Source organism: Pseudomonas sp. DWP3-1-2 (assembly GCF_049896285.1).
Taxonomy (GTDB): domain Bacteria; phylum Pseudomonadota; class Gammaproteobacteria; order Pseudomonadales; family Pseudomonadaceae; genus Aquipseudomonas.
Genome location: NZ_JAFCTZ010000002.1, coordinates 508,892 through 532,177 on the forward strand (window position 1 = coordinate 508,892; position 23,286 = coordinate 532,177).

The 23,286-nt window shown below is 59.0% G+C and carries 19 protein-coding genes; 11 read left to right on the forward strand and 8 right to left on the reverse strand.

Annotated features, from left to right (window positions below; genetic code table 11):
- Window positions 1-209 precede the first annotated feature (209 nt).
- Entirely contained in the window at window positions 210-1,133 is a 924-nt protein-coding gene (locus ACP7B0_RS08185; protein WP_426140676.1) for an HNH endonuclease, read from the reverse strand.
- Between the two features lie 234 nt (window positions 1,134-1,367).
- Between ACP7B0_RS08185 and ACP7B0_RS08190 the strand changes: the two genes are divergently transcribed.
- Complete coding sequence (locus ACP7B0_RS08190; RefSeq protein WP_426140678.1) at window positions 1,368-1,856, forward strand: hypothetical protein; 489 nt, start codon at window positions 1,368-1,370, stop codon at window positions 1,854-1,856.
- Window positions 1,857-2,201: 345 nt separating this feature from the next.
- On the opposite strand, the gene ACP7B0_RS08195 is transcribed toward ACP7B0_RS08190, so the two are convergent.
- Both ACP7B0_RS08195 and ACP7B0_RS08200 read right to left on the reverse strand, forming a co-directional pair.
- Window positions 2,202-3,449, reverse strand: a complete 1,248-nt coding sequence (locus tag ACP7B0_RS08195) for a ribonucleotide-diphosphate reductase subunit beta (protein WP_426140679.1) — start codon at window positions 3,447-3,449, stop codon at window positions 2,202-2,204.
- Between the two features lie 784 nt (window positions 3,450-4,233).
- Window positions 4,234-4,839, reverse strand: coding sequence for an NAD(P)H-dependent oxidoreductase (locus ACP7B0_RS08200; protein ID WP_426140680.1), 606 nt, complete (start codon window positions 4,837-4,839; stop codon window positions 4,234-4,236).
- 91 nt (window positions 4,840-4,930) lie between these two features.
- Between ACP7B0_RS08200 and ACP7B0_RS08205 the strand changes: the two genes are divergently transcribed.
- Window positions 4,931-5,581: a TetR/AcrR family transcriptional regulator gene (locus ACP7B0_RS08205; protein ID WP_426140681.1), complete on the forward strand. Its 651-nt coding sequence runs from the start codon at window positions 4,931-4,933 to the stop codon at window positions 5,579-5,581.
- Between the two features lie 423 nt (window positions 5,582-6,004).
- On the opposite strand, the gene ACP7B0_RS08210 is transcribed toward ACP7B0_RS08205, so the two are convergent.
- Window positions 6,005-8,917: a ribonucleoside-diphosphate reductase subunit alpha gene (locus ACP7B0_RS08210; protein ID WP_426140682.1), complete on the reverse strand. Its 2,913-nt coding sequence runs from the start codon at window positions 8,915-8,917 to the stop codon at window positions 6,005-6,007.
- A 723-nt stretch (window positions 8,918-9,640) separates the two neighbouring features.
- Between ACP7B0_RS08210 and ACP7B0_RS08215 the strand changes: the two genes are divergently transcribed.
- The 3 genes from ACP7B0_RS08215 (at window position 9,641) to fhuF (ending at window position 12,805) form a co-directional block, all read left to right on the forward strand.
- Entirely contained in the window at window positions 9,641-10,366 is a 726-nt protein-coding gene (locus ACP7B0_RS08215) for a response regulator (RefSeq protein ID WP_426140683.1), read from the forward strand.
- A gap of 160 nt (window positions 10,367-10,526) precedes the next feature.
- Window positions 10,527-12,137: an ATP-binding protein gene (locus tag ACP7B0_RS08220; protein ID WP_426140684.1), complete on the forward strand. Its 1,611-nt coding sequence runs from the start codon at window positions 10,527-10,529 to the stop codon at window positions 12,135-12,137.
- On the forward strand, window positions 12,095-12,805 hold the full coding sequence (gene fhuF / locus ACP7B0_RS08225; protein WP_426140685.1) for a siderophore-iron reductase FhuF: 711 nt from the start codon (window positions 12,095-12,097) through the stop codon (window positions 12,803-12,805). Before ACP7B0_RS08220 ends, fhuF begins: the two co-directional genes overlap by 43 nt.
- A 60-nt stretch (window positions 12,806-12,865) precedes the next feature.
- Here fhuF and ACP7B0_RS08230 read toward each other — a convergent pair whose 3' ends face one another.
- Both ACP7B0_RS08230 and ACP7B0_RS08235 read right to left on the reverse strand, forming a co-directional pair.
- Window positions 12,866-13,591: a 4'-phosphopantetheinyl transferase family protein gene (locus tag ACP7B0_RS08230; RefSeq protein WP_426140686.1), complete on the reverse strand. Its 726-nt coding sequence runs from the start codon at window positions 13,589-13,591 to the stop codon at window positions 12,866-12,868.
- 144 nt (window positions 13,592-13,735) lie between these two features.
- On the reverse strand, window positions 13,736-14,530 hold the full coding sequence (locus ACP7B0_RS08235; protein ID WP_426140688.1) for a dienelactone hydrolase family protein: 795 nt from the start codon (window positions 14,528-14,530) through the stop codon (window positions 13,736-13,738).
- A 194-nt stretch (window positions 14,531-14,724) separates the two neighbouring features.
- Here ACP7B0_RS08235 and ACP7B0_RS08240 point away from each other — a divergent pair, with 194 nt between their 5' ends.
- The 5 genes from ACP7B0_RS08240 (at window position 14,725) to ACP7B0_RS08260 (ending at window position 20,558) form a co-directional block, all read left to right on the forward strand.
- Complete coding sequence (locus ACP7B0_RS08240) at window positions 14,725-15,159, forward strand: hypothetical protein (protein WP_426140878.1); 435 nt, start codon at window positions 14,725-14,727, stop codon at window positions 15,157-15,159.
- A gap of 169 nt (window positions 15,160-15,328) precedes the next feature.
- Complete coding sequence (locus tag ACP7B0_RS08245) at window positions 15,329-16,006, forward strand: response regulator (RefSeq protein ID WP_426140689.1); 678 nt, start codon at window positions 15,329-15,331, stop codon at window positions 16,004-16,006.
- Window positions 16,003-17,346, forward strand: a complete 1,344-nt coding sequence (locus ACP7B0_RS08250) for an ATP-binding protein (protein ID WP_426140690.1) — start codon at window positions 16,003-16,005, stop codon at window positions 17,344-17,346. The genes ACP7B0_RS08245 and ACP7B0_RS08250 overlap by 4 nt, the downstream gene beginning before the upstream one ends.
- A gap of 529 nt (window positions 17,347-17,875) precedes the next feature.
- Window positions 17,876-19,234, forward strand: a complete 1,359-nt coding sequence (locus ACP7B0_RS08255; RefSeq protein WP_426140691.1) for a dicarboxylate/amino acid:cation symporter — start codon at window positions 17,876-17,878, stop codon at window positions 19,232-19,234.
- A gap of 145 nt (window positions 19,235-19,379) precedes the next feature.
- The gene (locus ACP7B0_RS08260; RefSeq protein ID WP_426140692.1) at window positions 19,380-20,558 is read left to right on the forward strand and encodes a CaiB/BaiF CoA transferase family protein; all 1,179 of its coding nucleotides are present in this window, start codon (window positions 19,380-19,382) and stop codon (window positions 20,556-20,558) included.
- Window positions 20,559-20,573: 15 nt separating this feature from the next.
- Here the strand turns inward: ACP7B0_RS08260 and ACP7B0_RS08265 are convergent, their stop codons facing one another.
- Together ACP7B0_RS08265 and ACP7B0_RS08270 are read right to left on the reverse strand one after the other, a co-directional pair.
- Complete coding sequence (locus ACP7B0_RS08265) at window positions 20,574-21,068, reverse strand: SprT family zinc-dependent metalloprotease (protein ID WP_426140693.1); 495 nt, start codon at window positions 21,066-21,068, stop codon at window positions 20,574-20,576.
- A 484-nt stretch (window positions 21,069-21,552) separates the two neighbouring features.
- Complete coding sequence (locus ACP7B0_RS08270; protein ID WP_426140694.1) at window positions 21,553-22,152, reverse strand: Yip1 family protein; 600 nt, start codon at window positions 22,150-22,152, stop codon at window positions 21,553-21,555.
- Window positions 22,153-22,461: 309 nt separating this feature from the next.
- On the opposite strand from ACP7B0_RS08270, the gene ttcA reads away from it, so the two are divergent.
- Window positions 22,462-23,286: a tRNA 2-thiocytidine(32) synthetase TtcA gene (gene ttcA / locus ACP7B0_RS08275; RefSeq protein WP_426140696.1), complete on the forward strand. Its 825-nt coding sequence runs from the start codon at window positions 22,462-22,464 to the stop codon at window positions 23,284-23,286.

The following is a 23,286-nucleotide window of genomic DNA, read 5'->3' on the forward strand; positions in this document are numbered from 1 at the left end:
CGTCTTTGCGCAAGCAAAGTATGACCAGCGCCGCAATTCACGGTTCTCCCCATGGAAGTGATGCACCAGTATCGTGTAACCCACCCCGATTCGCCCGCCATTAATTGTTCTTCAGGTTTGTGACGAGTGCTGAGTAACACCACGTGGCGCTCATTTCTTACGCGCGGTTTGGCGGGCGGGCAAGGTTGTAGGGGGATTCTGAAAGGAGCTTAGGCCGGCGCTGTGCTCGGACAGTCACCGAGCACTCGAAACGTGTTCAGATGGGACTGCAACGCCTCCCGGCTCGGCCTGTCAGACGGCGTCTCAGGAAGAAAAATAGGTTTGTTTGCTAGCGCTCCGTATTCACTGCTCTTCAGCGGTTCAACCATATTCACCCGTAACGTATCGGGATCAATCCACAAAAGGCCCAGGTCATACAGCGTATGAATGTCTGCGCGAAGCAGTAAACCGTTGCTGACCACATTCGTCTTTGTGCCCTGATACGGGACGACGTGTGCCGCTTCAAGTAGAGCCGTGATAAGGCAACCGGTCACCGCGCACTGCCCTGAATAGGCCGTGAGTAATTTTTTACGAAATTCCGCTTGGCCTTGGCGCCGGACAATACTGGACAAAACGCGCTTACGGGCATCGACGATGCCATCAGGATCGAACGCTCTTTGTGTATCCAGCTCGGCTTCTATAACGGTTATTTCCCGACTCGGACTGCTCGCTCTTTGCAGTTTGAATTGAGTCGGTGCTGAACCTTCATAGCCTTTGCAGGTAAAACGGCCTTCGAACGTAAAACCTGCGCCTGGGTGCTCGTATTTCTTTTTCCGGTAGAACACCAACAATTCTAAGCCAAGCGCAATGTGCTCTTTGATGAGAGGGTCGGTGCCACCTTTGAGCTGGCCTTCCATCCAGAGCAAGTCGCCGGTGAGCCTATCGTTGTACTGGGTTCGGTCAGCCGTTTTATGCTCAGTGACGAAGATCCATACAGAATCCAAGCCGGTTGGCTTGAAAATCCCATTATTGATACTCGAAGCGGTGATCTGGAAAAGTCCCTTCAGGTCATCACGGGTGTAGACCTTACCTGCCTCCAACCGCTGTGATGCGAACACTCCAGAGAGTGAAGGCTGTAAGATATTTTTTGACAACGTGTAGTCCTTTTCCGAAAAGCTGTAGGAAAAGGATGGTGCATTAGTAGGGTGGTTCGTTACAAGTTCGATTTATGTGGGGCGGTCACGATTTTGTCGCGGCGCAATGCTCAGTGCCCGCAAGTAGGAAACATCCGAAAACCTTATCAGCGGTCTCCAAATCGTCCATTCCCCGCTCCATAACGGGCTCAATCAGCGGAAAATCTTGCGTCATTCCCTCAATGGACCTAATGAATGAAGCAAGAACGGACGCAATACATCGGGCACTTCGGTGTGGTTTTTATGCTGCACCGGTTTACCGTAACCCCCTCTGATCGCCCTGGTCTCCAACACTTACGATTGTCCGAGAGTGTCGCCACAGACTATGAAATCAACACGTTGGTGATCGACCTTTATGAGCGCATGCAGGCCAAGGGTTTGCCTTGTGAAATGTTGGTGGCGATATCCAAACCCTTGCTTCGTGAGCAAGCTGATAGGTTCAACGAGCAACGGATTAATATTGTGCGTATAGCAAGCGGTTCAGCAGCTATGTTGTTTAAGCCGGCCGGGGCCTTGGCGAGTTTTCTGGCCGGGTCGGGGGCCGGGGCTTTTGTCGACGACCGACTGCGCACCTATCATCAAGGTGACGTTGTGATTGATGCCCATGCTTCAGTCAGTGGCGGCATTGGTCCGCAGCACTCGTCAATGTCTTTGTTGATTGCGGCCAGGATCAATCCGTCATGATGGATAACATACTCTTCGGATTGAGCTTTAGCGTTGCTTGCCTCCTGATGTACAAGGTGAAGTCCCGCAGGTATCGCAAGTGGCTGGGGATTTTACTGGGCACTGTTGGGGTCGTTCTAACCTTCACGGTCAGACCGGAGCCGGATAGATTTTCTCCGTTTACGCTTTCCCTCATGATGTGGATCGTCGGCTTGACGTTGTTCTGTGAGAGGGGGAAGTACGAAGATGATGATTAAGCGTGTTTACGACTAAGCTGTATTTCTATGTTTATCAGTGCCCAATAAAAAAGCCAGAAGCATTACGCTTCTGGCTTTATTTGGGCTCAGGGCTGAGCAGCCCTGATGATCAATCCCAGCTCAACGCCCCACCCGTTTGATACTCAATCACCCGAGTCTCAAAGAAGTTCTTCTCTTTCTTCAAGTCCATGATTTCGCTCATCCATGGGAATGGATTCGTGGTACCCGGGTATTCTTCTTTCAAACCGATTTGCGAAAGGCGACGGTTGGCGATGAATTTGAGGTAGTCCTCCATCATCGCGGCGTTCATGCCCAGTACGCCGCGGGGCATGGTGTCGCGGGCGTATTCGATTTCTAGCTGGGTGCCTTGCAGAATCATCTGGCTGGCTTCTTCCTTCATCTCGGCGTCCCACAGGTGCGGGTTTTCGATTTTGATCTGGTTGATCACGTCGATGCCGAAGTTCAGGTGCATGGATTCGTCGCGCAGGATGTATTGGAACTGCTCGGCGACGCCGGTCATTTTGTTGCGGCGGCCCATGGAGAGGATCTGGGTGAAGCCGCAATAGAAGAAGATGCCTTCCAGTACGCAGTAGTAAGCGATCAGGTTGCGCAGCAGTTCCTTGTCGGTGTCGACGGTGCCGGTTTCGAACTTCGGATCGGAGATCGAACGGGTGTATTTCAGGCCCCAGGCGGCTTTTTTCGCGACTGACGGGATCTCGTGGTACATGTTGAAGATCTCGCCTTCATCCATGGCCAGCGATTCGATGCAGTACTGGTAAGCGTGGGTGTGGATCGCTTCTTCGAAGGCCTGGCGCAGGATGTACTGGCGGCACTCCGGGTTGGTGATCAGGCGGTACACGGCCAGCACGAGGTTGTTGGCAACCAGGGAGTCGGCGGTGGAGAAGAAGCCCAGGTTGCGCATGACAATGCGGCGCTCGTCGTCGGTCAGGCCTTGCGGGTCTTTCCAGAGGGCGATGTCGGCGGTCATGTTGACTTCTTGCGGCATCCAGTGGTTTGCGCAACCGTCCAGGTACTTCTGCCACGCCCAGTCGTACTTGAAAGGCACGAGCTGGTTCAGGTCGGCGCGGCAGTTGATCATCATTTTTTCGTCAACGGCCACGCGGGCGCTGGCGCCTTCGAGTTCGGCCAGACCTTCAGCGACGTCCAGGGCGTCCAGGGCTTTTTTGGCGCGGATCAGGGCGGCGGAGTCTTTGTCAGTGATGTTGCGTGCTTCAAGGGCCGCGGCGCCACCGGCGCTGTCGAGGCGGTCCATGTTGGCTTCGTTGGCGTGACCGGCGTTGGTCGCTTTGGCGACTACTTCGCCGTCTTCTTTATCGAATTCGTCCCAGCTCAGCATGGTGCAGGCTCCTGAAATTTAAAGGATGCAGTGCCTGCGTCGTGTTGATGACGCGGGCAACGGAATTTTTCGAGTGCTACTCGGGATTGATCATCTGAAGACTCAGATCGATCAGTGGAATTGCGGCCGCGGCGATGAGCCATTCAGGCGAACAAAACGGATCGTTGAGGTTGCTTTCAGGTAAGACTGCATTGCCATTGCAAATGGTCATTTTGAGTACCCTTGAGCGAGCGCGGGATTATACAGATTTTGCCCGCGCCTTGTTCATTCGACTGATTTTGGTGGGGGATTTTTCGCTTTTTATTCCACGTTCTGTGCTGCCATTCTCAACCGGGTGAACGTCAGTGCAAAACGGAGCGAAATCCCTTATATGGTGCTTTTTTACATTTCGAAACGCAGCATATAGTGTGAAGCATGCCACGGCAATCGCTGATGTGTACGTTTTCGGATATGAATTACTGGCTTGATCGGGGTCAATATTTTTCGGCGCCGTGGATAAAGGGCGTGGCAAGGAAGCCTGGATTTCAATGGGCAAATCCAGGCCGAAAATTCAACGTGTCAATCGACGGACGGTTTTCGCTGGAGGTGGAAATACGCGCAGGTGTCAGCGGCTTGACGGCTTGACGGCTTGACGGCTTGACGGCTTGACGGCTTGCCAATGCAGGGCTGTCCATTGCCGATTTGGCCGGACGCTTTAGTGGTGCATCGCGCTTTGGCGAGTGGCCACCTGGCTAGAGGGGCGGCGGCGAGCGGACAGCATGAGGCCCGCGCGCCAAGCGCCGCGTTACGCTGTGGTGGCCGAGGTCTCAAACAGTTTTCGTCCCACGTTTTCTCCCGCCTGCAGGGTAATGGCCGGTTCCGCTGTTTCGGAGTCGAGCAGAAGATGCGAGCTCACGACTTCAGCGCCGCAGTAGTCGAAAATGCCATGGTCAATCTGAGTCTTCATGGCCGCAGAGTAGCCATGGCGGGTATAGGTGTCCGCATCGGCACCGCCAATTCCAACGAGGTGAACGCGTAGGTGCCTTAGCTTTTTTACCAGCGGTGCTTCCGGGCGAAAGTCGAATGCCCAACCATTGGAGAATACCCGGTCGATCCAACCCTTCAGCAATGCCGGCATGGACCACCAGTAAACCGGGAAGACCAGCACCAGAGCATCGGCCCGGTCGATTCTGGCCTGCTCGGCGGCGACATCAGCGGGTGGCACTGATAGACGGTGATGCACCGCCAGGTCTGCTTTGGAAAAACATGGATCGAAGCGCTGCGCGGTGAGGTCGGCAAGCTCAAAGGTGTTTGCAGGATTGGCCGAAACCAGGCCTTCGCCGATGCGTGCGGCGACGGCATGGGTAAGCGAGAGCGGTTCGGGGTGGGCGATAACAATGAGTGCGTGCATGGCAGAGCCTCCCAGGGCGGTTGAGGGTGAGCAGTGACGGCTATATACTTTCAGTAAGTTACCTTTGGTAAGTTACTTTTGGTACATAGCGATGTCAACCCATGAAAACACGCCCCCCACACCTCGCCGTCGACTGACCCGCGGGAACAGGCTGCGCCAACTGTTGGACGCCGCCTGGCAACTGGTGCGCGACGAAGGCACCGAGGCGCTGACCCTTGGCCGGTTGGCCGAACAGTCCGGCGTGACCAAACCGGTGGTTTACGACCATTTCGGTACCCGCTCGGGCCTGCTGGTGGCCCTCTATCAGGATTTCGATGCGCGGCAAACGCAACTCATGGACGCGGCGTTGGAAGCCGGCGAACCGACTTTGCCGGGCAAGGCGCAAGTTATTGCCACCGCTTATGTCGACTGCGTTCTGCTGCAAGGCCGGGAAATACCGGGCGTCATCGCCGCGCTGGCCAGCACCCCTGAACTGGAGCGCACCAAGCGCGAGTACGAAAGCGTATTCCTGAACAAATGCCGACAAGCCTTTGAGCCCTTTGCAGGCACTGCAGGACTGACCTCTGCCGGCTTGCGGGCCATGCTGGGTGCGGCTGAGGCGCTATCGCAGGCGGCCGTCAGTGGAGAGATCAACGCTGATCAGGCCAAGGATGAGCTGGTGAACGTGATAGTCGCCATGGTCGATAGAAGCGCCGGAAAGCCCCCTTTGATTGGCAGAGAATGTTCGCCCTCTGACCTCTGACCTCTGACTGACGCAAGCATTGGCTTTTATCGCGGGGAGACCGCTTTTGGCGATTCACTGCCGGCCATGGGTGTTCAGCCGTTCTTCGCGGGGCGCAGTGTGCGTTTGGCATCGTGTGGCGTTGTATCGAAGCCTTCGAGGCGCAAACGTGCTGCGTGTTTTAGCGCTATAGGTTTTTTTTGCAGCGAGGGAGAGGCGTAAACGACCTCAAGATGGGAAGGCGCTCAGTTTGGCGCGCAGGGGTGGAGTGGTGACAGGCCGGGAGGGTTTGATGCTCCCGGGTTTGCATATTCCTACCGTTAGACCGTGCGGGCCTTATTCGCGGGCAAGCCTCGCTCCAACAAGAGCGAGACAGCCTTGGGCTTTGCCTGTCTTACTGGCAAGCCTCGCTCCAACAGGAGCGAGGCAGCCTTGGGCTTTGCCTTACTGGCAAGCCTCGCAATCCGGCTCGTCGATGGCGCAGGCTTTAGGCACTGGCGCTGGACCGGCCGGGGCGGCTTCGGTTGGGCGGGGGGCGGTGAGTGCCGATTCGTCCGGGCCGAGGCCACCGCTCGATACGGCGTTGAGCTTGCCGGTGTTGACGGTGGATTTTTCGGTGCTGGTCGCGGCCAGGGCACGGAGGTAGTAAGTGGTTTTCAGGCCACGGTACCAGGCCATGCGGTAGGTCACGTCCAGCTTCTTGCCCGAGGCGCCGGCGATGTACAGGTTCAGGGACTGAGCCTGGTCGATCCACTTCTGGCGACGGCTTGCCGCGTCAACGATCCACTTGGTGTCCACTTCGAAGGCGGTCGCGTAAAGCTCTTTGAGCTCCTGCGGGATGCGTTCGATTTGCTGCACGGAACCGTCGTAGTACTTCAGGTCGTTGATCATGACCGAGTCCCACAGGTCGCGGGCCTTGAGGTCGCGAACCAGGTACGGGTTGATCACGGTGAACTCGCCGGAGAGGTTCGATTTCACGTACAGGTTCTGGTAGGTCGGTTCGATCGACTGCGAGACGCCGGTGATGTTGGCGATGGTCGCGGTCGGTGCGATGGCCATGATGTTGGAGTTACGAATGCCTTTCTGCACACGGGCACGTACCGGCGCCCAGTCCAGGGTTTCGTTCAGGTCAACGTCGATGTACTTCTGGCCACGCTGTTCGATCAGGATCTGTTGCGAATCCAGCGGCAGGATGCCTTTGGACCACAGGGAACCCTGGAACGTCTCGTACGCGCCGCGCTCATCGGCCAGGTCGCAGGATGCCTGAATCGCGTAGTAGCTGACGGCTTCCATGGAACGGTCGGCAAATTCCACGGCGGCATCGGAGCCGTAAGGAATGTGCTGCAGGTACAGGGCGTCCTGGAAGCCCATGATGCCCAGGCCAACCGGACGGTGACGGAAGTTGGAGTTCTTGGCCTGAGGCACCGAGTAGTAGTTGATGTCGATCACGTTATCGAGCATGCGTACGGCCACGTCGATGGTGCGCTTGAGCTTCTCGGTGTTCAGTTTGCCGTCGACGATGTGGTTCGGCAGGTTGATCGAGCCCAGGTTGCAGACCGCGATCTCGTCTTTGTTGGTGTTCAGGGTGATCTCGGTGCACAGGTTCGAGCTGTGAACCACGCCCACGTGCTGCTGCGGGCTGCGCAGGTTGCACGGGTCCTTGAAGGTCAACCATGGGTGGCCGGTTTCGAACAGCATCGAGAGCATCTTGCGCCACAGATCCTTGGCCTGGATGGTCTTGAACAGTTTGACCTTGCCTGGGTATTCGGTCAGCGCTTCGTAGTACTCGTAACGCTCCTGGAACGCCTTGCCGGTCAGGTCGTGCAGGTCCGGCACTTCGGATGGCGAGAACAGGGTCCACGGGCCGTCATCGAAGACGCGCTTCATGAACAGGTCAGGGATCCAGTTGGCGGTGTTCATGTCGTGGGTACGACGGCGATCATCACCGGTGTTCTTGCGCAGCTCGATGAACTCTTCAATGTCCATGTGCCAGGTTTCAAGGTACGCACACACGGCACCTTTGCGCTTGCCGCCCTGGTTGACGGCCACGGCGGTGTCGTTGACGACTTTCAGGAACGGTACGACGCCCTGAGACTTGCCGTTGGTGCCCTTGATGTAGGAACCCAGTGCGCGAACCGGCGTCCAGTCGTTGCCCAGGCCGCCTGCGAATTTGGACAGCATGGCGTTGTCGTGGATCGCGTGGTAGATGCCCGACAGGTCATCCGGCACGGTGGTCAGGTAGCAGCTGGACAATTGCGGGCGCAGGGTGCCGGCGTTGAACAGGGTAGGCGTCGAGGCCATGTAGTCGAAGGACGACAACAGGTTGTAGAACTCGATGGCGCGGTCTTCCCTGGCTTTTTCTTCGATTGCCAGGCCCATGGCCACGCGCATGAAGAAGATCTGCGGCAGTTCGAAACGCACGCCATCCTTGTGGATGAAGTAACGGTCGTACAGGGTTTGCAGGCCCAGGTAAGTGAATTGCTGGTCGCGCTCGTGGTTGATCGCCTTGCCCAGTTTTTCCAGGTCAAAGGTGGCCAGGACCGGGTTCAGCAGTTCGTACTGAATGCCTTTGGCGATGTAGGACGGCAGGGCCTTGGCGTACAGGTCGGCCATTTCGTGGTGGGTGGCGCTCTCGGCCACTTCCAGGAAGCTCAGACCTTCGGCACGCAGGGTGTCCATCAGCAGGCGGGCGGTGACGAACGAGTAGTTCGGCTCACGCTCCACCAGGGTACGGGCGGTCATCACCAGTGCGGTGTTGACGTCTTTCATCGCCACGCCGTCGTACAGGTTTTTCAGGGTTTCGCTCTGGATCAGGTTCGCATCGACTTCAGCCAGACCTTCGCAAGCCTCGGTGACGATGGTGTTCAAGCGACCCATGTCCAATGGCGCAACGCTGCCGTCGGCGCGGGTGATGCGGATCGAGGGGTGAGCCTGGACCGGCGCGTCATTGCCACGCACGGCACGCTCCTTGGAGCGCTCGTTGCGATAGATGACGTAGTCGCGCGCCACTTTTTGCTCGCCGGCACGCATCAGGGCCAGTTCGACCTGATCCTGGATTTCTTCGATGTGGATGGTGCCGCCCGAAGGCATGCGACGCTTGAAGGTGGCGCTGACCTGTTCGGTCAGACGGGCAACGGTGTCGTGGATACGCGAAGACGCAGCGGCGGTACCGCCCTCAACTGCGAGAAACGCTTTGGTGATGGCGACGGTGATTTTGTCATCGGTGTAAGGGACGACGGTGCCGTTACGCTTGATCACGCGCAGCTGGCCGGGAGCGGTCGCGGACAGGTCTTGTTGCGATTGGCCTGACTGCGGCGCCGAAGCCGGCGAGTTCTCGCGAGTTGTGTCTGTTTGCATGGGTGTCTCCACGTTCTTTAAGTTTTTTGAGCGCCGAACGGGTCAGCGCCCACTGAAGGCATTCAGTCGCCAAGGGCGGCTGTAATGACGCCAAAGCGGAGAGAGAACGACGGATGCCGCAGTCCCTGGCCTTGAAGTCAAAAAAGGTAACGAATCGTTGCTCGTTACCCTTGGGAAATCTCTGGAAGAGTGCTCGTTTTATATTGCAACAAATGTACTGATCTGCCAGGCCAACGGGACGTGCGGCTCAGGGGTCGACAAGAGGAACTTGGGCCGCCAATCGGGCCTTTGGTTCACCCTTCATCTCCTGAGAAAAAGGCTTGAAATTCCCGTTCGACTTGTGTTGGGTTTTTGTTGCAAAACCCTACATGTAGGGTTGTTGGTGACGCCGGGCTACAAGATAAAGCGTTTTGGACATCAATTGCAACGCACCGGTTGTGGATAAGGCTGTGTGTAAATCCTGTATGAATTGCCCAAACTGCGTGTAGGCCGCGTAACTACGGCGCCTGACCGTTTGTCCTGCGCATTTAGGAATTTTTACAGGTGCCGACGGTTTTTTGCGGGCGCGCACCCTACCATAAAAAATGCATCTCGCAAGCCCGGTCTGGCATGTCGTGTGCTTGGCGCGGGCGGTTGCTACACTCGCTGCCGATGGCGCCCGAAACAGGCTCGATTCGATGGGCAAACGCTCGTTAATAAGAACAACACCCCAAGAGGCCCCCCGTGGAGCGAGAAGCCTGGCAAATACTGATCGTGGAGGATGACCGGCGCCTGGCCGAGCTGACCCGCGATTACCTGGAAAACAACGGTTTGCGGGTGGGTATCGAAGGCGATGGCGCTTTGGCGGCTGCGCGCATCATGGATGAACAGCCTGATCTGGTGATTCTGGACCTCATGCTGCCGGGCGAAGACGGCCTGAGTATCTGCCGCAAGGTGCGCGACCGTTACGACGGCCCGATCCTGATGCTCACGGCGCGGACCGACGACACCGATCAAGTCCAGGGGCTGGACACCGGCGCGGATGATTTTGTGTGCAAGCCGGTGCACCCCCGGGTGTTGCTGGCACGCATTCACGCGTTGCTGCGTCGCACCGAAGCGCCTCAAGCCCAGGCCACCGAACTGCGGCGATTGGTGTTTGGGCCGCTGGTGGTCGATAACGCGCTACGCGAGGCCTGGTTGAGCGACAGCAGCATCGAGCTGACCAGCGCGGAGTTCGATCTGTTGTGGCTGTTGGTGGCCAACGCCGGACGGATTCTGTCCCGGGAAGAGATCTTCACGGCCTTGCGGGGTTTCGGTTACGACGGGCAAGACCGCTCCATAGACGTGCGAATCTCCCGCATTCGCCCCAAAATCGGCGACGATCCCGACCATCCGCGCTTGATCAAGACCGTGCGCAGCAAAGGCTACCTGTTCGTGCCGGAAGCGGCGCAAGCGATGCCACTTTCATGATGCTCGATGCAGGGTTGGAGCGAGGCTTGCCCGCGAAGGGGCCGGTACAGTCGCCGAAATTCTCTGATCAGAAACACCGTCTTCGCGGGCAAGCCTCGCTCCAACAGGTTCTCGGTTTGCCGCCCGGCAGCTCAATGTCAGTGAGACGGCGGACTCCCCTATGAACTCCATCTTTCTGCGCATCTATGGCGGCATGCTGGGCGTACTGGTCTCGGTCGCGCTGTTGGGCGTCTTGAGCCTGCACCTGCTCAATCAGGTTCGCACCGAGCAATACCGGGATCAGTTGGCCCATGGCACGTTTGCGCTGATGGCCGACAACCTGCAATTGATGAACGCCATCGAGCGTCATCGCGCTCTGGCGGTGTGGGAGCGGTTACTCGGCATACCGCTGAGCCTGCAAACCGTGGAGCAGGCGCAATTGGGCAGCGGCACGCGCAATCGCCTGCTGCGTGGTCAAGTGGTGGTGGAGCAGACCGGCCCCCACGCCGCCAAGGTCTATCGGCAAATCAGCACCCGCGAGCCGTTGCTGTTGACGGGCGAAGTGCAGCAGATCACCGAGCAGTTGGCGCGGGCGACCATTTATTTGCTGATTGATGAGTTGGTGCGTTTTCCCGTTGCCGAGCAGCCGGCGCGCCTGGAAGCCCTGCGTCAGAACAAGGGCTTTGGCTTTGATCTGCAACTGATCCCGCTGGACAAGGCCGATGTGGATGACGATCAGCGGCGTCGGGTGTACGAGGGCGATACGGTGATGGCCCTGGGCAAGGGCGGCGATTCGATCCGGGTATTCGCCGGGATTGTGGATACGCCATGGGTGCTGGAGATCGGCCCGTTGTATCAGATGAACCCCTATCCGCCGCAGTTGCTGGTGCTGATCGCTTTCCTGGGGCTGTGTCTGATCGGGGTGGTGGTGTACCAGTTGGTGCGTCGGCTTGAGCGACGCGTACTGGAGCTGGAAGCCGCCGCGACGCTCATCGCCCAGGGCAGCCTTGATACTCGGGTGCCTGACTCCGGTGCCGATTCGGTGGGGCGGCTCGCGGCGGCGTTCAATGGCATGGCCGAGCATTTGCAGCGCTCCCTGACCATCCAGCGCGAATTGGTGCGCGCCGTGTCCCATGAACTGCGCACCCCCGTGGCCCGACTGCGGTTCGGGCTGGAGATGATCGGCGACGCCACCACCCCTGAAGCCCGGCAAAAATACATGATCGGCATGGACAGCGATATTCAGGACCTCGACAAGCTGGTGGACGAAATGCTCACCTACGCGCGCCTGGAGCAGGGCGCGCCGACCCTGAGTTTTCAGAGCATTGACCTGCAGAACCTGATTGATCAGGTCATCGCTGAACTGGCGCCCCTGCGCGCCGATGTGCGGGTCACGCGTGGCGCGACGCCTGCGTTGGTTCATGGCGAACCCGCGTGGGTCGAAGCCGAACCGCGTTATTTGCATCGGGCGCTACAGAATCTGGTGAGCAATGCCATACGCCACGCTGAATCCGAGGTGCGGATCAGCTTCGCGCTGTTACCGGATCGTTGCCGCATCGATATCGAGGATGACGGGCCGGGCATTCCCGAAAGTGCCTGGGAGCGCATTTTTACCCCCTTCATGCGTCTGGATGACAGCCGAACCCGCGCCTCCGGCGGCCATGGTCTGGGGTTGTCGATTGTGCGGCGCATCATCCATTGGCATGGCGGCCGGGCGTTGATCGGGCGCAGCTCCAGCCTGGGCGGCGCGTGTTTCAGTCTGGCCTGGCCGCGCACGCAGGAGCCTCAATGACGTTCAGCGGTGCCCTGGAACCCTTTGGCCGTACGCTGTTGGCTGCCGATGACCCTCGGCCGTTGCATGACATGCAGGCCTTGCTCAGGCCTGAGGTGCTGGATGCGCTGCTGTTAAAGGTCTACGGCCCGACCTTGATGGCCAGCCATTTGCCGGTGCTGGTTTCTCAATGGTCCAAGTATTACTTCATGCAGCTGATTCCCCCGGTCGTCGCTGCGGACTTGCTGGGGGATGGGCAGTGGCCGCTGGCCCTTGATCAAGTGAGTCTGGCACTGGATGAACGCGGCTTACCCGCCGGGATAAGGTTCGGTTCGGGCGTTCGCGCACCCTCCGAGTCGCCTGAGCCATTCGCCGGGTTGCTGGATGACAATTTGCAGCCGTTCATTGATGCGTTGGCCGCTTACGGCGGGGTGGCCCGTCGCGTTTTATGGAGTAATGCCGGGGATTATCTGGAGACCTGCCTGGGCCAGTTGCGCTTGTTGACCGAGGTGCCACTGGATGCCGGGTATGGGCTGCTTGAAGCGGAGCATCGCCCTGACGGACGAGGTAACCCGTTGTTCAAGGCCGTGAGCTATGTCGGCGAACCGCCACGGCGTCAGCGCCGGAATTGTTGCCTGAGTTATCAGGTGGAGTGGGTAGGGCGGTGTGAGCATTGTCCGCTTGCCTAGGCGCTGTACGAAAAGTGGCTGCGCTCGCCGACTTTTCGTACAGCGCCCAGGGCTGTGACGTCAGGCCGGAACACTCACCAGGCTCAACACATGAGCATCCTGCACGCTGAACTGCCCATCCAGCTCCCTGCCGCTGTGCCATTCGCTGGACAGGTCAGTCAGCAGGCGCAGGCGGGCGTGGCCGTCAGCGGACCATTCCAGCAATTGCGCGTGTTCGAAATAAAAACGCTGTTTCACGATGGGGTACAGCGCCTTGAACAGCGCTTCCTTGATGGAAAACGTCAGGGTTACTCGCAACGCCACTTGATCGGCAGGGCCTGCGGCCATTTGGGCCATTTCCTCGGACGTGAGAATTTCCCCGGCCAGTCGGGTGGCGCGCTCGACGCTGAGCATGTTTTCCGTGTCCAGCCCCAGTCCGCGCCATTGCTGCTTGTGCGCCACGATGGCTGCGGCCCAGCCGGTGCTGTGGGTAATCGACCCGCACACGTCGTCAGGCCAGATCGGCGCACGATCCTCGCCGATGTCGAGGGCCAGTCGTCGGCCGTCCAGCCGTTCCATGGCTTGCATCGCACACAGTCGACCCGCAAGGAACTCGGTCTGGCGCTTGGCGACCGAGCGTTGAATGCTGGGAGGTTGGGGGATCAGGCAGCGCTGAAAATCGCCGTCCGCCAGTTTTGCAGGATCGAAACGGCCGCTCACCAATACGACGCCGCTCAAGGCTTGCGGCAGTGGCCAGTGATGGGTCAGTGACGGGCAACAGGCGGGGAGTGTCGAGATCGGATTCATGGGCGGCATTTTGCCGGGGGAACGTGGAAGTGGGAAGGGTGAGATCGGTCGCGCATTGCCCAATGTCGGGCAATGCGCGATTGGGTGCCGAAAACAGCTTTGAATCATGTGTTTATGCAGGTTCTTGTCGAGATGACGGGCCGTTCAAGCCCCGAACACCTGCTTCAAAAACGCCTGCATGTCTGCCCACGAACGTTGATCGGCTTCCTTGTTGTAGCCGATGTCCGGGCCGCCGTGGCCGTCATGGCCCAGGCGGTCGGCGTCGGGGTTGGTGAAGCCGTGTTTCGCGCCTTCAAGGCTGACGAATCTGTAGTGGGCACCGGCCTTGTCCATTTCGGTCTTGAACGCGGTGACGTTTTCCGGGGTGACCATGCTGTCCAAGGCGCCATGCTCCACCAGGATCGGCGCTTTCACACTGCCGGGCGTGGCAGGTGTATCGGTGACCAGCGCACCGTGGAAGCTGACCACGCCGGCCAGGGCTTCGCCTCGACGAGCGGCGTCGAGCACGATCTTGCCGCCAAAGCAGTAGCCAATGGCCGCGACTTTGTTCGGGTCGGTTTGAGGCTGTTTCTTCAGCTGTTCCAGACCGGCGTCGAAGCGCTGGGCGGCAGCCGAGCTGTCCTTGAGCGCCGCTTGCATGAAGGCCATGGCGTCCTTGGGGTGCTCGGTGTTCTTGCCTTCGCCATACATGTCGATGGCCATGGCGCTGTAACCCAGTTCGGCGAGCTGGCGGGCGCGTTGTTTGGCGTAGTCGTTCAGGCCCCACCATTCGTGCACGACGATAACGCCGGGAAGCGGGCCCTTGATGGCATCGTCCCAGGCGTAATACCCCACCAGTTTCGTGCCATCGGCGCTGGCGTAGTCCACTTGCCGGGTTTTAACCTCGGCCTGGCTAAGCCCCGCCAGGCCCATCATCATCAATGCAATCCAGAAACGCATGGTCAGCTCCTTCTTGAAATAAGTGCAATGTCGGTCAGCGAGGGGCAAGCCTAGCCGATTGTAAACGCGCGAGCGGTATCGGATGCGCTACAGAGGTGTTCAGCCACAGTTGAAAGGTGTTCAGGGACGGTTCAGGGCACCGGGACTAGTCTGAAATCGTACTCAGACAGCGCTATGCGCGAGAGGAGGTGACTATGCTGACGATCAACAAGTTTTTCCTGGCCTTGGCTTTTCTGGGCGGCAGTGCCGCTGCGCAGGCTGCTGACGGCGAACGCGAGTTGGCGCGTGTGCTACCGGGCAAGACCAGTGAACGCATGGACCGCACCGAGAGCGAAATCCGCCATGAAGCGAGCGGTGTGTGGAGCCAGGGCTTGAGTCAACAGAATGTCGATCCTCTCCCTGGGAGCCGGCCGTATTACACGCTCAGCTATCAAGACATTACTGGCACGCACAACGGCGTGCCGGTCGCCCGGCAAAATTTGTCGGGGCATTACGATGTTGGCCTGACGCACATCAGCAGTACTCATGTGTTCGACGCTGGCACAATCACCCCAGACGTTTCGCCTCAGGCATCGCTGAGCCTGTCGGGGCATTCGGAAACCTGGTTGCCGGTGCATCACCTGTTGTGACTGGCGCTTTTACCAGCACCGAACCTTGTGGAAACACGCTTGCCTGCGATAGCGTCTTGTCCGTTGATGTATACCTGACCGGACAAGACGATTGGCGGGCAAGCGCCGCTGCACAGACATTGCGGACACGCCGGATGATCAGAAACAAAACCTTGCCCAGGAGAGTGTCATGAAGTTGTTGGTGGTTGAGGATGAGGCTTTGTTACGGCATCACTTGCTGACTCGTCTGACCGAGTCAGGTCACGTGGTCGAAGCGGTGGCCAATGCACAAGAGGCGCTTTACCAGACCGGTCAGTTCCATCACGACCTGGCAGTGATCGACCTTGGCCTGCCGGGCATGGGCGGTCTGGACTTGATTCGTCAGTTGCGAGCCCTGGGCAAGGCATTTCCGATTCTGATCCTGACGGCCCGAGGCAATTGGCAGGACAAGGTCGAGGGTCTGGCGGCGGGCGCGGACGATTACGTGGTCAAGCCGTTTCAGTTTGAAGAGCTGGAAGCACGACTCAACGCGCTGCTGCGTCGTTCCAGCGGTTTTATCCAGTCCACGATCGTGGCCGGGCCGTTGTTGCTCGATCTCAACCGTAAACAGGCGTCCATGGACGAGCAACCGTTGGCGCTCACGGCTTATGAATACCGGATTCTTGAATACCTGATGCGTCATCACCAACAAGTGGTGCCCAAGGAACGCCTGATGGAGCAGTTGTACCCGGACGACGACGAGCGCGATCCCAACGTGATCGAGGTGCTGGTTGGCCGTCTGCGCCGCAAAATCGAAGGCGGCCACGCCTTCAAACCTATCGAGACGGTGCGCGGCCTGGGTTATCTGTTTTCCGAGCGCTGTAATTGATTCGTTCGCTGCACCTGCGACTCCTGATCGGTGCTGCGATCCTTGCAGTGACCTTCATGTTGTTGATGCTGCCTGCGTTGCAAAGCGCCTTCAGCCTCGCCTTGCGCAGTTCCATCGAGCAGCGGCTGGCCTCCGACGTGACCACGCTCATCTCCGCGGCGCGGGTGGAAGACGGGCGCCTGCTGATGCCTTCCGTGTTGCCGGGCGAGCAGTTCAACCTGCCCGCCAGCCGCTTGCTGGGCTACATCTACAACCGTAAAGGCGAACTGGTCTGGCGTTCGCTGGCCACTGAAGACGAGTTCATTGACTATCAGCCGCGTTATGACGGCAAAGGCAGTGAGTTCGCCAAGATCAAAGAGCCCAACGGTGAAGAGTTCTTCGTCTATGACGTGGAGATCAAATTGCTCGGCGGGCGCAGTGCCGCATTCAGCATCGTTGCCTTGCAACCGGTACGCGAGTATCAGGAAACCGTGGCGGGGTTACGCCAGAAACTCTATCTGGGCTTCGGCGCCGCGCTGCTGGTGTTGCTGGCTCTGTTGTGGGGCGGGCTGACCTGGGGGTTGCGGGCGCTGCGCGGGTTGAGTCAGGAACTCGATCAGGTGGAGGCCGGCGTGCGGGACAGCCTGAGCGAAAACCATCCCAGTGAACTGCTGCGCCTTACCGGTTCGTTGAATCGTCTGTTGCTCAGCGAGCGCCAGCAGCGTATTCGCTATCGTGACTCTCTGGATGACCTGGCCCACAGTCTGAAAACGCCGTTGGCGGTGTTGCAGGGCGTCAGCGAAACCATGGCCAAGCGTCCGCAAGACGTCGAGCAGGCGCGCATCCTGCAATCGCAGATCGAGCGCATGAGCCAGCAGATCAGTTATCAGTTGCAACGGGCCAGCCTGCGCAAAAGCGGTCTGGTGCGGCACAACGTAGCGTTGCGGCCGGTGGTCGAAAGCCTGTGTAACACCCTGGAAAAGGTGTATCGCGACAAGAGGGTGAAGGCCACTCTGGACCTGCCCGAGGAATGCGTCGTGCCCATGGAGCAGGCCGCGTTGCTGGAGATGCTCGGTAATCTGCTGGAGAACGCCTATCGGTTGTGCCTGGGCGAAGTGCGGGTCAGCCTGCGCTCCGGCGAAGCGGGCGATGAGCTGTGTGTGGAAGACGACGGCCCGGGCGTACCCGCCAGCCTGCGCGAGCGCATCCTGGAGCGGGGCGAGCGCCTGGACCGCCAGAATCCGGGGCAGGGCATTGGCCTGGCGGTGGTCAAAGACATTATCGAAAGCTACAGCGCCCGCTTGACCCTGGAAGATTCGCCCTTGGGCGGCGCGGCATTCAGGATTCATTTCTCCGGCTGACACACAATCGCAGGAGCGAGCTGGTACATGAGAGGGCCTGCCTGAATGCCCACTGTCCACAGCGGCAATGTCCGCCCTTCACTCCGTGGGACCGGATTTATCCGGAAAGAGGCCAGTACATTCGGTGCATTTTCGTCGTCAGCCTTACCGTCTTCCCGGCTAAAGCCGGTTCCACACAGTGAACTGCCCCCAAAAGTTGGACCTCTATCCAGGCTTTGGCGGTCAGTTCATAGCGACGGCTGCTGGCTGACAGGGCGGATACCCGCCATCTATCGCGGCCATTTCCGGCAAAGCGGCGGAAAACCGCCATCTCGCAACTGTCTTTATCGCCACCTTGCCCCCGCAAATCCTCGCGTCTAATGGTTTCTCTCGATTTTCAACAAACTGGCACGCGCCTTGCGATATGAGCGGTAGAGCTCTGCCTCGGGCAGCTCGCCAAAACAAATCCCTCCAGTTGCAGGAGGGTTAGCTCGTTAGGTGCCGCGTGCGTCAGCTGGATGATGCCGACGTCACTCTTGAGGACTTCAACATGACGACTCGTCAGCCTTTTTATAAATCCCTGTACTTCCAGGTGATCGTAGCCATTGTGATCGGCGTTCTGATCGGTCACTTCTACCCTGATACCGGCAAGGCCCTCAAGCCACTGGGCGACGGGTTCATCAAGCTGATCAAAATGGTCATTGCCCCCATCATCTTCTGTACGGTAGTCAGCGGTATCGCTGGTATGCAGAACATGAAATCGGTCGGCAAGACTGGCGGTTATGCGCTGTTGTACTTCGAGATTGTTTCGACCATCGCTCTGCTGATCGGTCTGGTCGTGGTCAACGTCGTTCAGCCGGGTGCCGGCATGAACATCGACGTCACCACGCTTGATGCGTCCAAAATCGCCGCTTATGTAACCGCGGGCGCTGATCAGAGCATTGTTGGCTTCCTGCTGAACGTGATCCCGAACACCATCGTGGGTGCCTTCGCCAACGGCGACATCCTGCAAGTCCTGATGTTCTCGGTGATCTTCGGCTTTGCACTGCATCGCCTGGGTGCCTATGGCAAGCCGGTCCTGGACTTCATCGATCGCTTTGCACACGTGATGTTCAACATCATCAACATGATCATGAAGCTCGCGCCACTGGGTGCTTTCGGTGCCATGGCGTTCACCATCGGTGCTTACGGTGTGAGTTCGCTGGTGCAACTGGGCCAGTTGATGATCTGCTTCTACATCACGTGCGTGTTGTTCGTGCTGGTGGTGCTGGGCGGTATTGCCCGGGCCCACGGCTTCAGCATCCTCAAGCTGATCCGCTATATCCGTGAAGAGCTGATGATCGTGCTGGGTACTTCTTCTTCGGAATCAGCACTGCCACGCATGCTGATCAAGATGGAGCGTCTGGGTGCACAGAAGTCGGTCGTGGGTCTGGTTATCCCGACCGGTTACTCCTTCAACCTGGACGGTACGTCGATCTACCTGACCATGGCTGCCGTGTTCATTGCCCAGGCAACCAACACGCACATGGACATCACGCATCAGATCACCCTGCTGCTGGTGCTGCTGCTGTCGTCCAAGGGTGCTGCTGGCGTCACCGGTAGCGGCTTCATCGTGCTGGCCGCCACCCTGTCGGCCGTTGGCCACTTGCCGGTTGCCGGTCTGGCGCTGATCCTGGGCATTGACCGCTTCATGTCCGAAGCCCGCGCTCTGACCAACCTGGTGGGTAACGCCGTTGCCACCCTGGTGGTTGCCAAGTGGGTGGGCGAGCTGGACAACACCACACTGCAAAGTGAACTGGCCTCCGGTGGTCGCGGTATCGACAACACCGGTCCGGTAGACGACCTGGGCGTTGCTGAGCTGGCTCCTGAGCCGCTGACTCGCCCGATCCCGACGCGTAAACCGATCTAACCCTCGGCGCTGCAAGAAAACCCATCTCCGGATGGGTTTTTTTATACCTGCGTTTTGGTCATGGCAACGGAGTGATCCGGTCACTGGATGGGCACCTTGCGGGTGTCTACGCTCAAGGCAAATCAAGCTCACCTCAGGAATGCTCATGTACGGTCCGCTGTCATCGCTCAAAGTGCTGGATTTCTCAACCCTGTTGCCGGGCCCGTTCGCGTCGTTGCTGCTGGCGGATATGGGGGCCGAGGTGTTACGCATCGAATCGCCGACCCGGCCGGATCTGCTGCGTCTCCTGCCGCCTCATGATCAGGGCACGTCTGCCAGCCACGCCTACCTGAACCGCAACAAGCGCAGCCTGGCGCTGGACCTGAAACAACCGGCCGCGCAGGAGGTGATCAAGCGTCTGGTGATGGACTACGACATCGTGCTGGAGCAGTTCCGCCCCGGCGTGATGGATCGGTTGGGGATCGGCTACGAAGCACTGAAGGCACTCAACCCTCGGCTGATCTATGTCGCAATCACGGGGTACGGCCAGACCGGCCCTTATCGCCACCGGGCAGGGCATGACATCAATTACCTGGCAGTGGCCGGAGTCGCCAGCTACACCGGGCGGCGTGAAAGTGGGCCGCTGCCGCTGGGCATTCAAGCCGCAGACGTGGCGGGCGGATCCCTGCACGGCGTGATCGGGCTGCTGGCTGCGGTGGTTGCGCGCACACAAACCGGCCAGGGGCAATACGTGGATGTGAGCATGACCGATTGCGCCTTCAGCCTGAACGCCATGGCGGGGGCAGGCTACCTGGCCTGTGGCGTTGAGCCAGAGCGGGAAAATCAGTTGCTCAATGGCGGCAGCTTCTACGATTACTACTGCAGTCGCGATGGGCGCTGGTTTTCCGTGGGCAGCCTGGAACCTGCATTCATGCAGGCGTTGTGCGCCGCCTTGAATCGCCCGGAGCTGGCGTCCCAGGGCTTGTCGTCTTCGCCACATGTACAGGCCACGTTGAAAAACGAGCTGAGAATAGAATTCGAAAAGCGCAGCTTCGCAGACTTACAGGCCTGTTTCGCGCAGATCGATGCGTGTGTCGAGCCTGTGCTGAGCCTGTCCGAAGCGGTGCGGCATCCCCAATTGCAGGCGCGGGAGCTGATTACCCAAGTGCCAAGAGGGGATGGCAGCAGTCAGGCGCAAATCGCCTGTCCCTTGAAGTTCTCGGATGGCCTGGCGGGACCCCGCCATATTGGCGCGCCGTTAGGGGCGCACAGCGAAGAGGTGCTGTTGGCACTGGGGTATTCCCAGGCGCAGATCACGGCCATGCGTGAGGACGGCACGCTGTAGGACGGGATGGCGCCATCACTCCACCCGCGTCTCACCACTGAACACCAGGGTTTCCCGACAACGGCGACACAAATAACGTCGACCCTTGCGCACCAGTTGATGACGCTGGGCGGAGAAGGGGAAGTCGCTGCCCGCGCACGGGCAACGGTAGATATAGCGGGTCGCGCTGCGGCGCTTGATGGCGTAGGTATGGCAGCGGTTGGGCGGCAGTTCGTACACGCCGCGCATGATCAGTTGCCACTCTTCGCCATGGGGTTGAATGCGGTCGCCAAACAGTTGGTGGGCGATCAGGTGCGCAACTTCATGAGGGACGGTCTGGCGCAGAAAGTCTTCGCTGTTCTCGCCGTACAGCTGAGGGTTGAAACGCAGCAGATTTTCGTGCAAATGCGCGACGCCCGCCTTCTGGCCGCGCAGCTTCAGGCTGACTACCGGACGTTTGAAGGGGCGTTTGAAAAAGGCTTCGGCTTGCTGATAACAGACTTCGACACGGGCATTGAGTGGCTCAGACATGCTTTCTCGATCTCCAGAGAAGCGCATTATGCCGCAAAGCCCGGGCGAGCCGAAAACTCGAGCTGCCGAATGGTCAGGGTAGCGGGAAGGTTATTCTGGAAGAGCGGACCCGTTCGCGGCGCGCTCGTCCGGAATCCCTGCCGGTCGCCCCACCCCACGACACCTGCGCTCAGCCTCCCGACGCGCGTTTGGCGGTGTCTGTCAGGAAAAGCCAGGAAGCCGACGCGATTTCCCAGATGGGCCTCGGCTCGTTGGAGCGTGGCTTGCCCGCGAAGAGGCCGGTACGAGCTCCGAAGCATCCAAACCCGAAACGACGCCTTCGCGGGCAAGTCGGAACCCCGCCCGCTCGCTCCAACGAATTGAGCGCTGATCCTAAGCAAATGAACGTACGCAACTCGTCCAGACGACACGATTGCGACCTTTGGCCTGCCGAACGCAGGCACTGTACGTCAGCGTATGTACAGCGCCTGGATCAGCTCAATGGTCAATTGGTATACATCGGCCCCACACCAATGCCCCACAGCACCACGGTGAACGCCATGATCGCCACCAGGACCACCAGCCCCACCGCCAGTACCGAACTTGAAAACATGAAGCCTTCTTCGGACGGGATGCCCATAAAGGTCGGCAGCCCGACGTACAGCAGGTAGACGGTGTAGCAGATGGCCGCTGTGCCCACCAACATGCCCAGCCACATATGAGGGTAGATTGCCGCCAGCCCGCCGATGAACAGCGGCGTTGCGGTGTAGGTTGCAAACGCGATGCAGCGCGCCAGGCTTGGGGTGGCGTCATAGGTGCGGGCCATCCAGTGGATGAAACCGCCCATGACCGCGACACCGGCGAGCATGGCGAGGTACGACATGATCGTCATCCACAGCGCGCTCTCGTGGGTGAGCATTACCGGTGCTCGCTCGCCAATCACCCAGCCTACCTGGGTCGTGCCGATATAAGCCGACACCGCAGGGATCGCGGCAAGGATCAGGGTGTGGGTGAGGTACATGTGGCCGATGCTTTCTTCTTCGCCACGTATCTGTTTCCACTCTTGGTCGGGATGTGTGAACAGCCCCCAGACGTGATTGATCATGCGTGTCACTCCTTCCGCTCGTGTATGCCTTGCCCGAAGAGGGCGCCTGCCCAGGGCGACGCCCCGCAGGTAAAGGCCACAGCCTGAATGGAGGAATGGATGCGACCTCATGACGCAGTATAGAAAGGCCCACACCCTGAAAACCCTGCTGCTTAGAGTGATTGGCAATGTCAGGAGCGCTGCTAATAGCGGATGGTTTCCAAACGCTGCAATCGACGGCCATCGGACGTTAACGCCAGGCAGTCTTTATGCGTAAAATAGCCGCCTTTTCCAGCCATCTCCCCCGTAAAGCAACCGGATATCAGCGCCATGGGCACCCTTTCAGTCAATCAGAACAAACTGCAGAAACGCCTGCGACGCCAGGCCGGTGAAGCCGTGGCCGACTACAACATGATTGAAGAGGGTGACAAGGTGATGGTCTGCCTGTCCGGGGGCAAGGACAGTTACACCCTGCTGGATGTACTGATGCATTTTCAGAAAGTCGCGCCCATCCGGTTCGAGATCGTCGCCGTGAACATGGACCAGAAGCAGCCTGGCTTTCCCGAGGATGTGCTGCCGGCCTATCTGGAATCACTGGGCGTTGAGTACCACATTGTCGAAAAAGACACCTACTCCGTAGTCAAGGAACTGATTCCCGAGGGCAAGACCACCTGTTCGCTATGCTCGCGCCTGCGTCGAGGTACGCTGTACACCTTCGCTGACGAAATCGGCGCGACCAAGATGGCGCTCGGTCATCACCGTGATGACATCGTGGAAACCTTTTTTCTCAACATGTTCTTCAACGGCTCGCTGAAAGCCATGCCTCCCAAACTGCGCGCCGATGACGGCCGCAATGTTGTGATCCGGCCGCTGGCGTACTGCCACGAGAAGGACATCCAGGCCTACTCTGACCTCAAGAACTTTCCCATCATCCCGTGCAACCTCTGCGGCTCCCAGGAAAACCTCCAGCGTCAGGTGGTCAAGGACATGCTTCAGGACTGGGAACGCAAGACCCCCGGCCGCGTCGACAGCATTTTCCGCAGCCTGCAGAACGTCCAGCCCTCCCAACTCGCGGACCGCAACCTGTTCGACTTCGCAAACCTGCGCATCGACGAAACCGCGGCGTCGCGGTTTGTGAATGTGGTGAATGTTTAA

Excerpts from the sequence above, each read along its gene's own strand:
- ACP7B0_RS08265 (WP_426140693.1), bottom strand. The coding sequence starts at position 21,068 with ATGTCTGAGCCACTCAATGCCCGTGTCGAAGTCTGTTATCAGCAAGCC.
- ACP7B0_RS08230 (WP_426140686.1), bottom strand. The coding sequence starts at position 13,591 with ATGAATCCGATCTCGACACTCCCCGCCTGTTGCCCGTCACTGACCCAT.
- ACP7B0_RS08255 (WP_426140691.1), top strand. The coding sequence starts at position 17,876 with ATGACGACTCGTCAGCCTTTTTATAAATCCCTGTACTTCCAGGTGATC.
- ACP7B0_RS08195 (WP_426140679.1), bottom strand. The coding sequence starts at position 3,449 with ATGCTGAGCTGGGACGAATTCGATAAAGAAGACGGCGAAGTAGTCGCC.
- ttcA (WP_426140696.1), top strand. The coding sequence starts at position 22,462 with ATGGGCACCCTTTCAGTCAATCAGAACAAACTGCAGAAACGCCTGCGA.
- ACP7B0_RS08205 (WP_426140681.1), top strand. The coding sequence starts at position 4,931 with ATGTCAACCCATGAAAACACGCCCCCCACACCTCGCCGTCGACTGACC.
- ACP7B0_RS08270 (WP_426140694.1), bottom strand. The coding sequence starts at position 22,152 with ATGATCAATCACGTCTGGGGGCTGTTCACACATCCCGACCAAGAGTGG.
- ACP7B0_RS08210 (WP_426140682.1), bottom strand. The coding sequence starts at position 8,917 with ATGCAAACAGACACAACTCGCGAGAACTCGCCGGCTTCGGCGCCGCAG.
- ACP7B0_RS08190 (WP_426140678.1), top strand. The coding sequence starts at position 1,368 with ATGAAGCAAGAACGGACGCAATACATCGGGCACTTCGGTGTGGTTTTT.
- ACP7B0_RS08235 (WP_426140688.1), bottom strand. The coding sequence starts at position 14,530 with ATGCGTTTCTGGATTGCATTGATGATGATGGGCCTGGCGGGGCTTAGC.
- ACP7B0_RS08260 (WP_426140692.1), top strand. The coding sequence starts at position 19,380 with ATGTACGGTCCGCTGTCATCGCTCAAAGTGCTGGATTTCTCAACCCTG.
- ACP7B0_RS08240 (WP_426140878.1), top strand. The coding sequence starts at position 14,725 with ATGCTGACGATCAACAAGTTTTTCCTGGCCTTGGCTTTTCTGGGCGGC.
- ACP7B0_RS08245 (WP_426140689.1), top strand. The coding sequence starts at position 15,329 with ATGAAGTTGTTGGTGGTTGAGGATGAGGCTTTGTTACGGCATCACTTG.
- ACP7B0_RS08200 (WP_426140680.1), bottom strand. The coding sequence starts at position 4,839 with ATGCACGCACTCATTGTTATCGCCCACCCCGAACCGCTCTCGCTTACC.
- ACP7B0_RS08220 (WP_426140684.1), top strand. The coding sequence starts at position 10,527 with ATGAACTCCATCTTTCTGCGCATCTATGGCGGCATGCTGGGCGTACTG.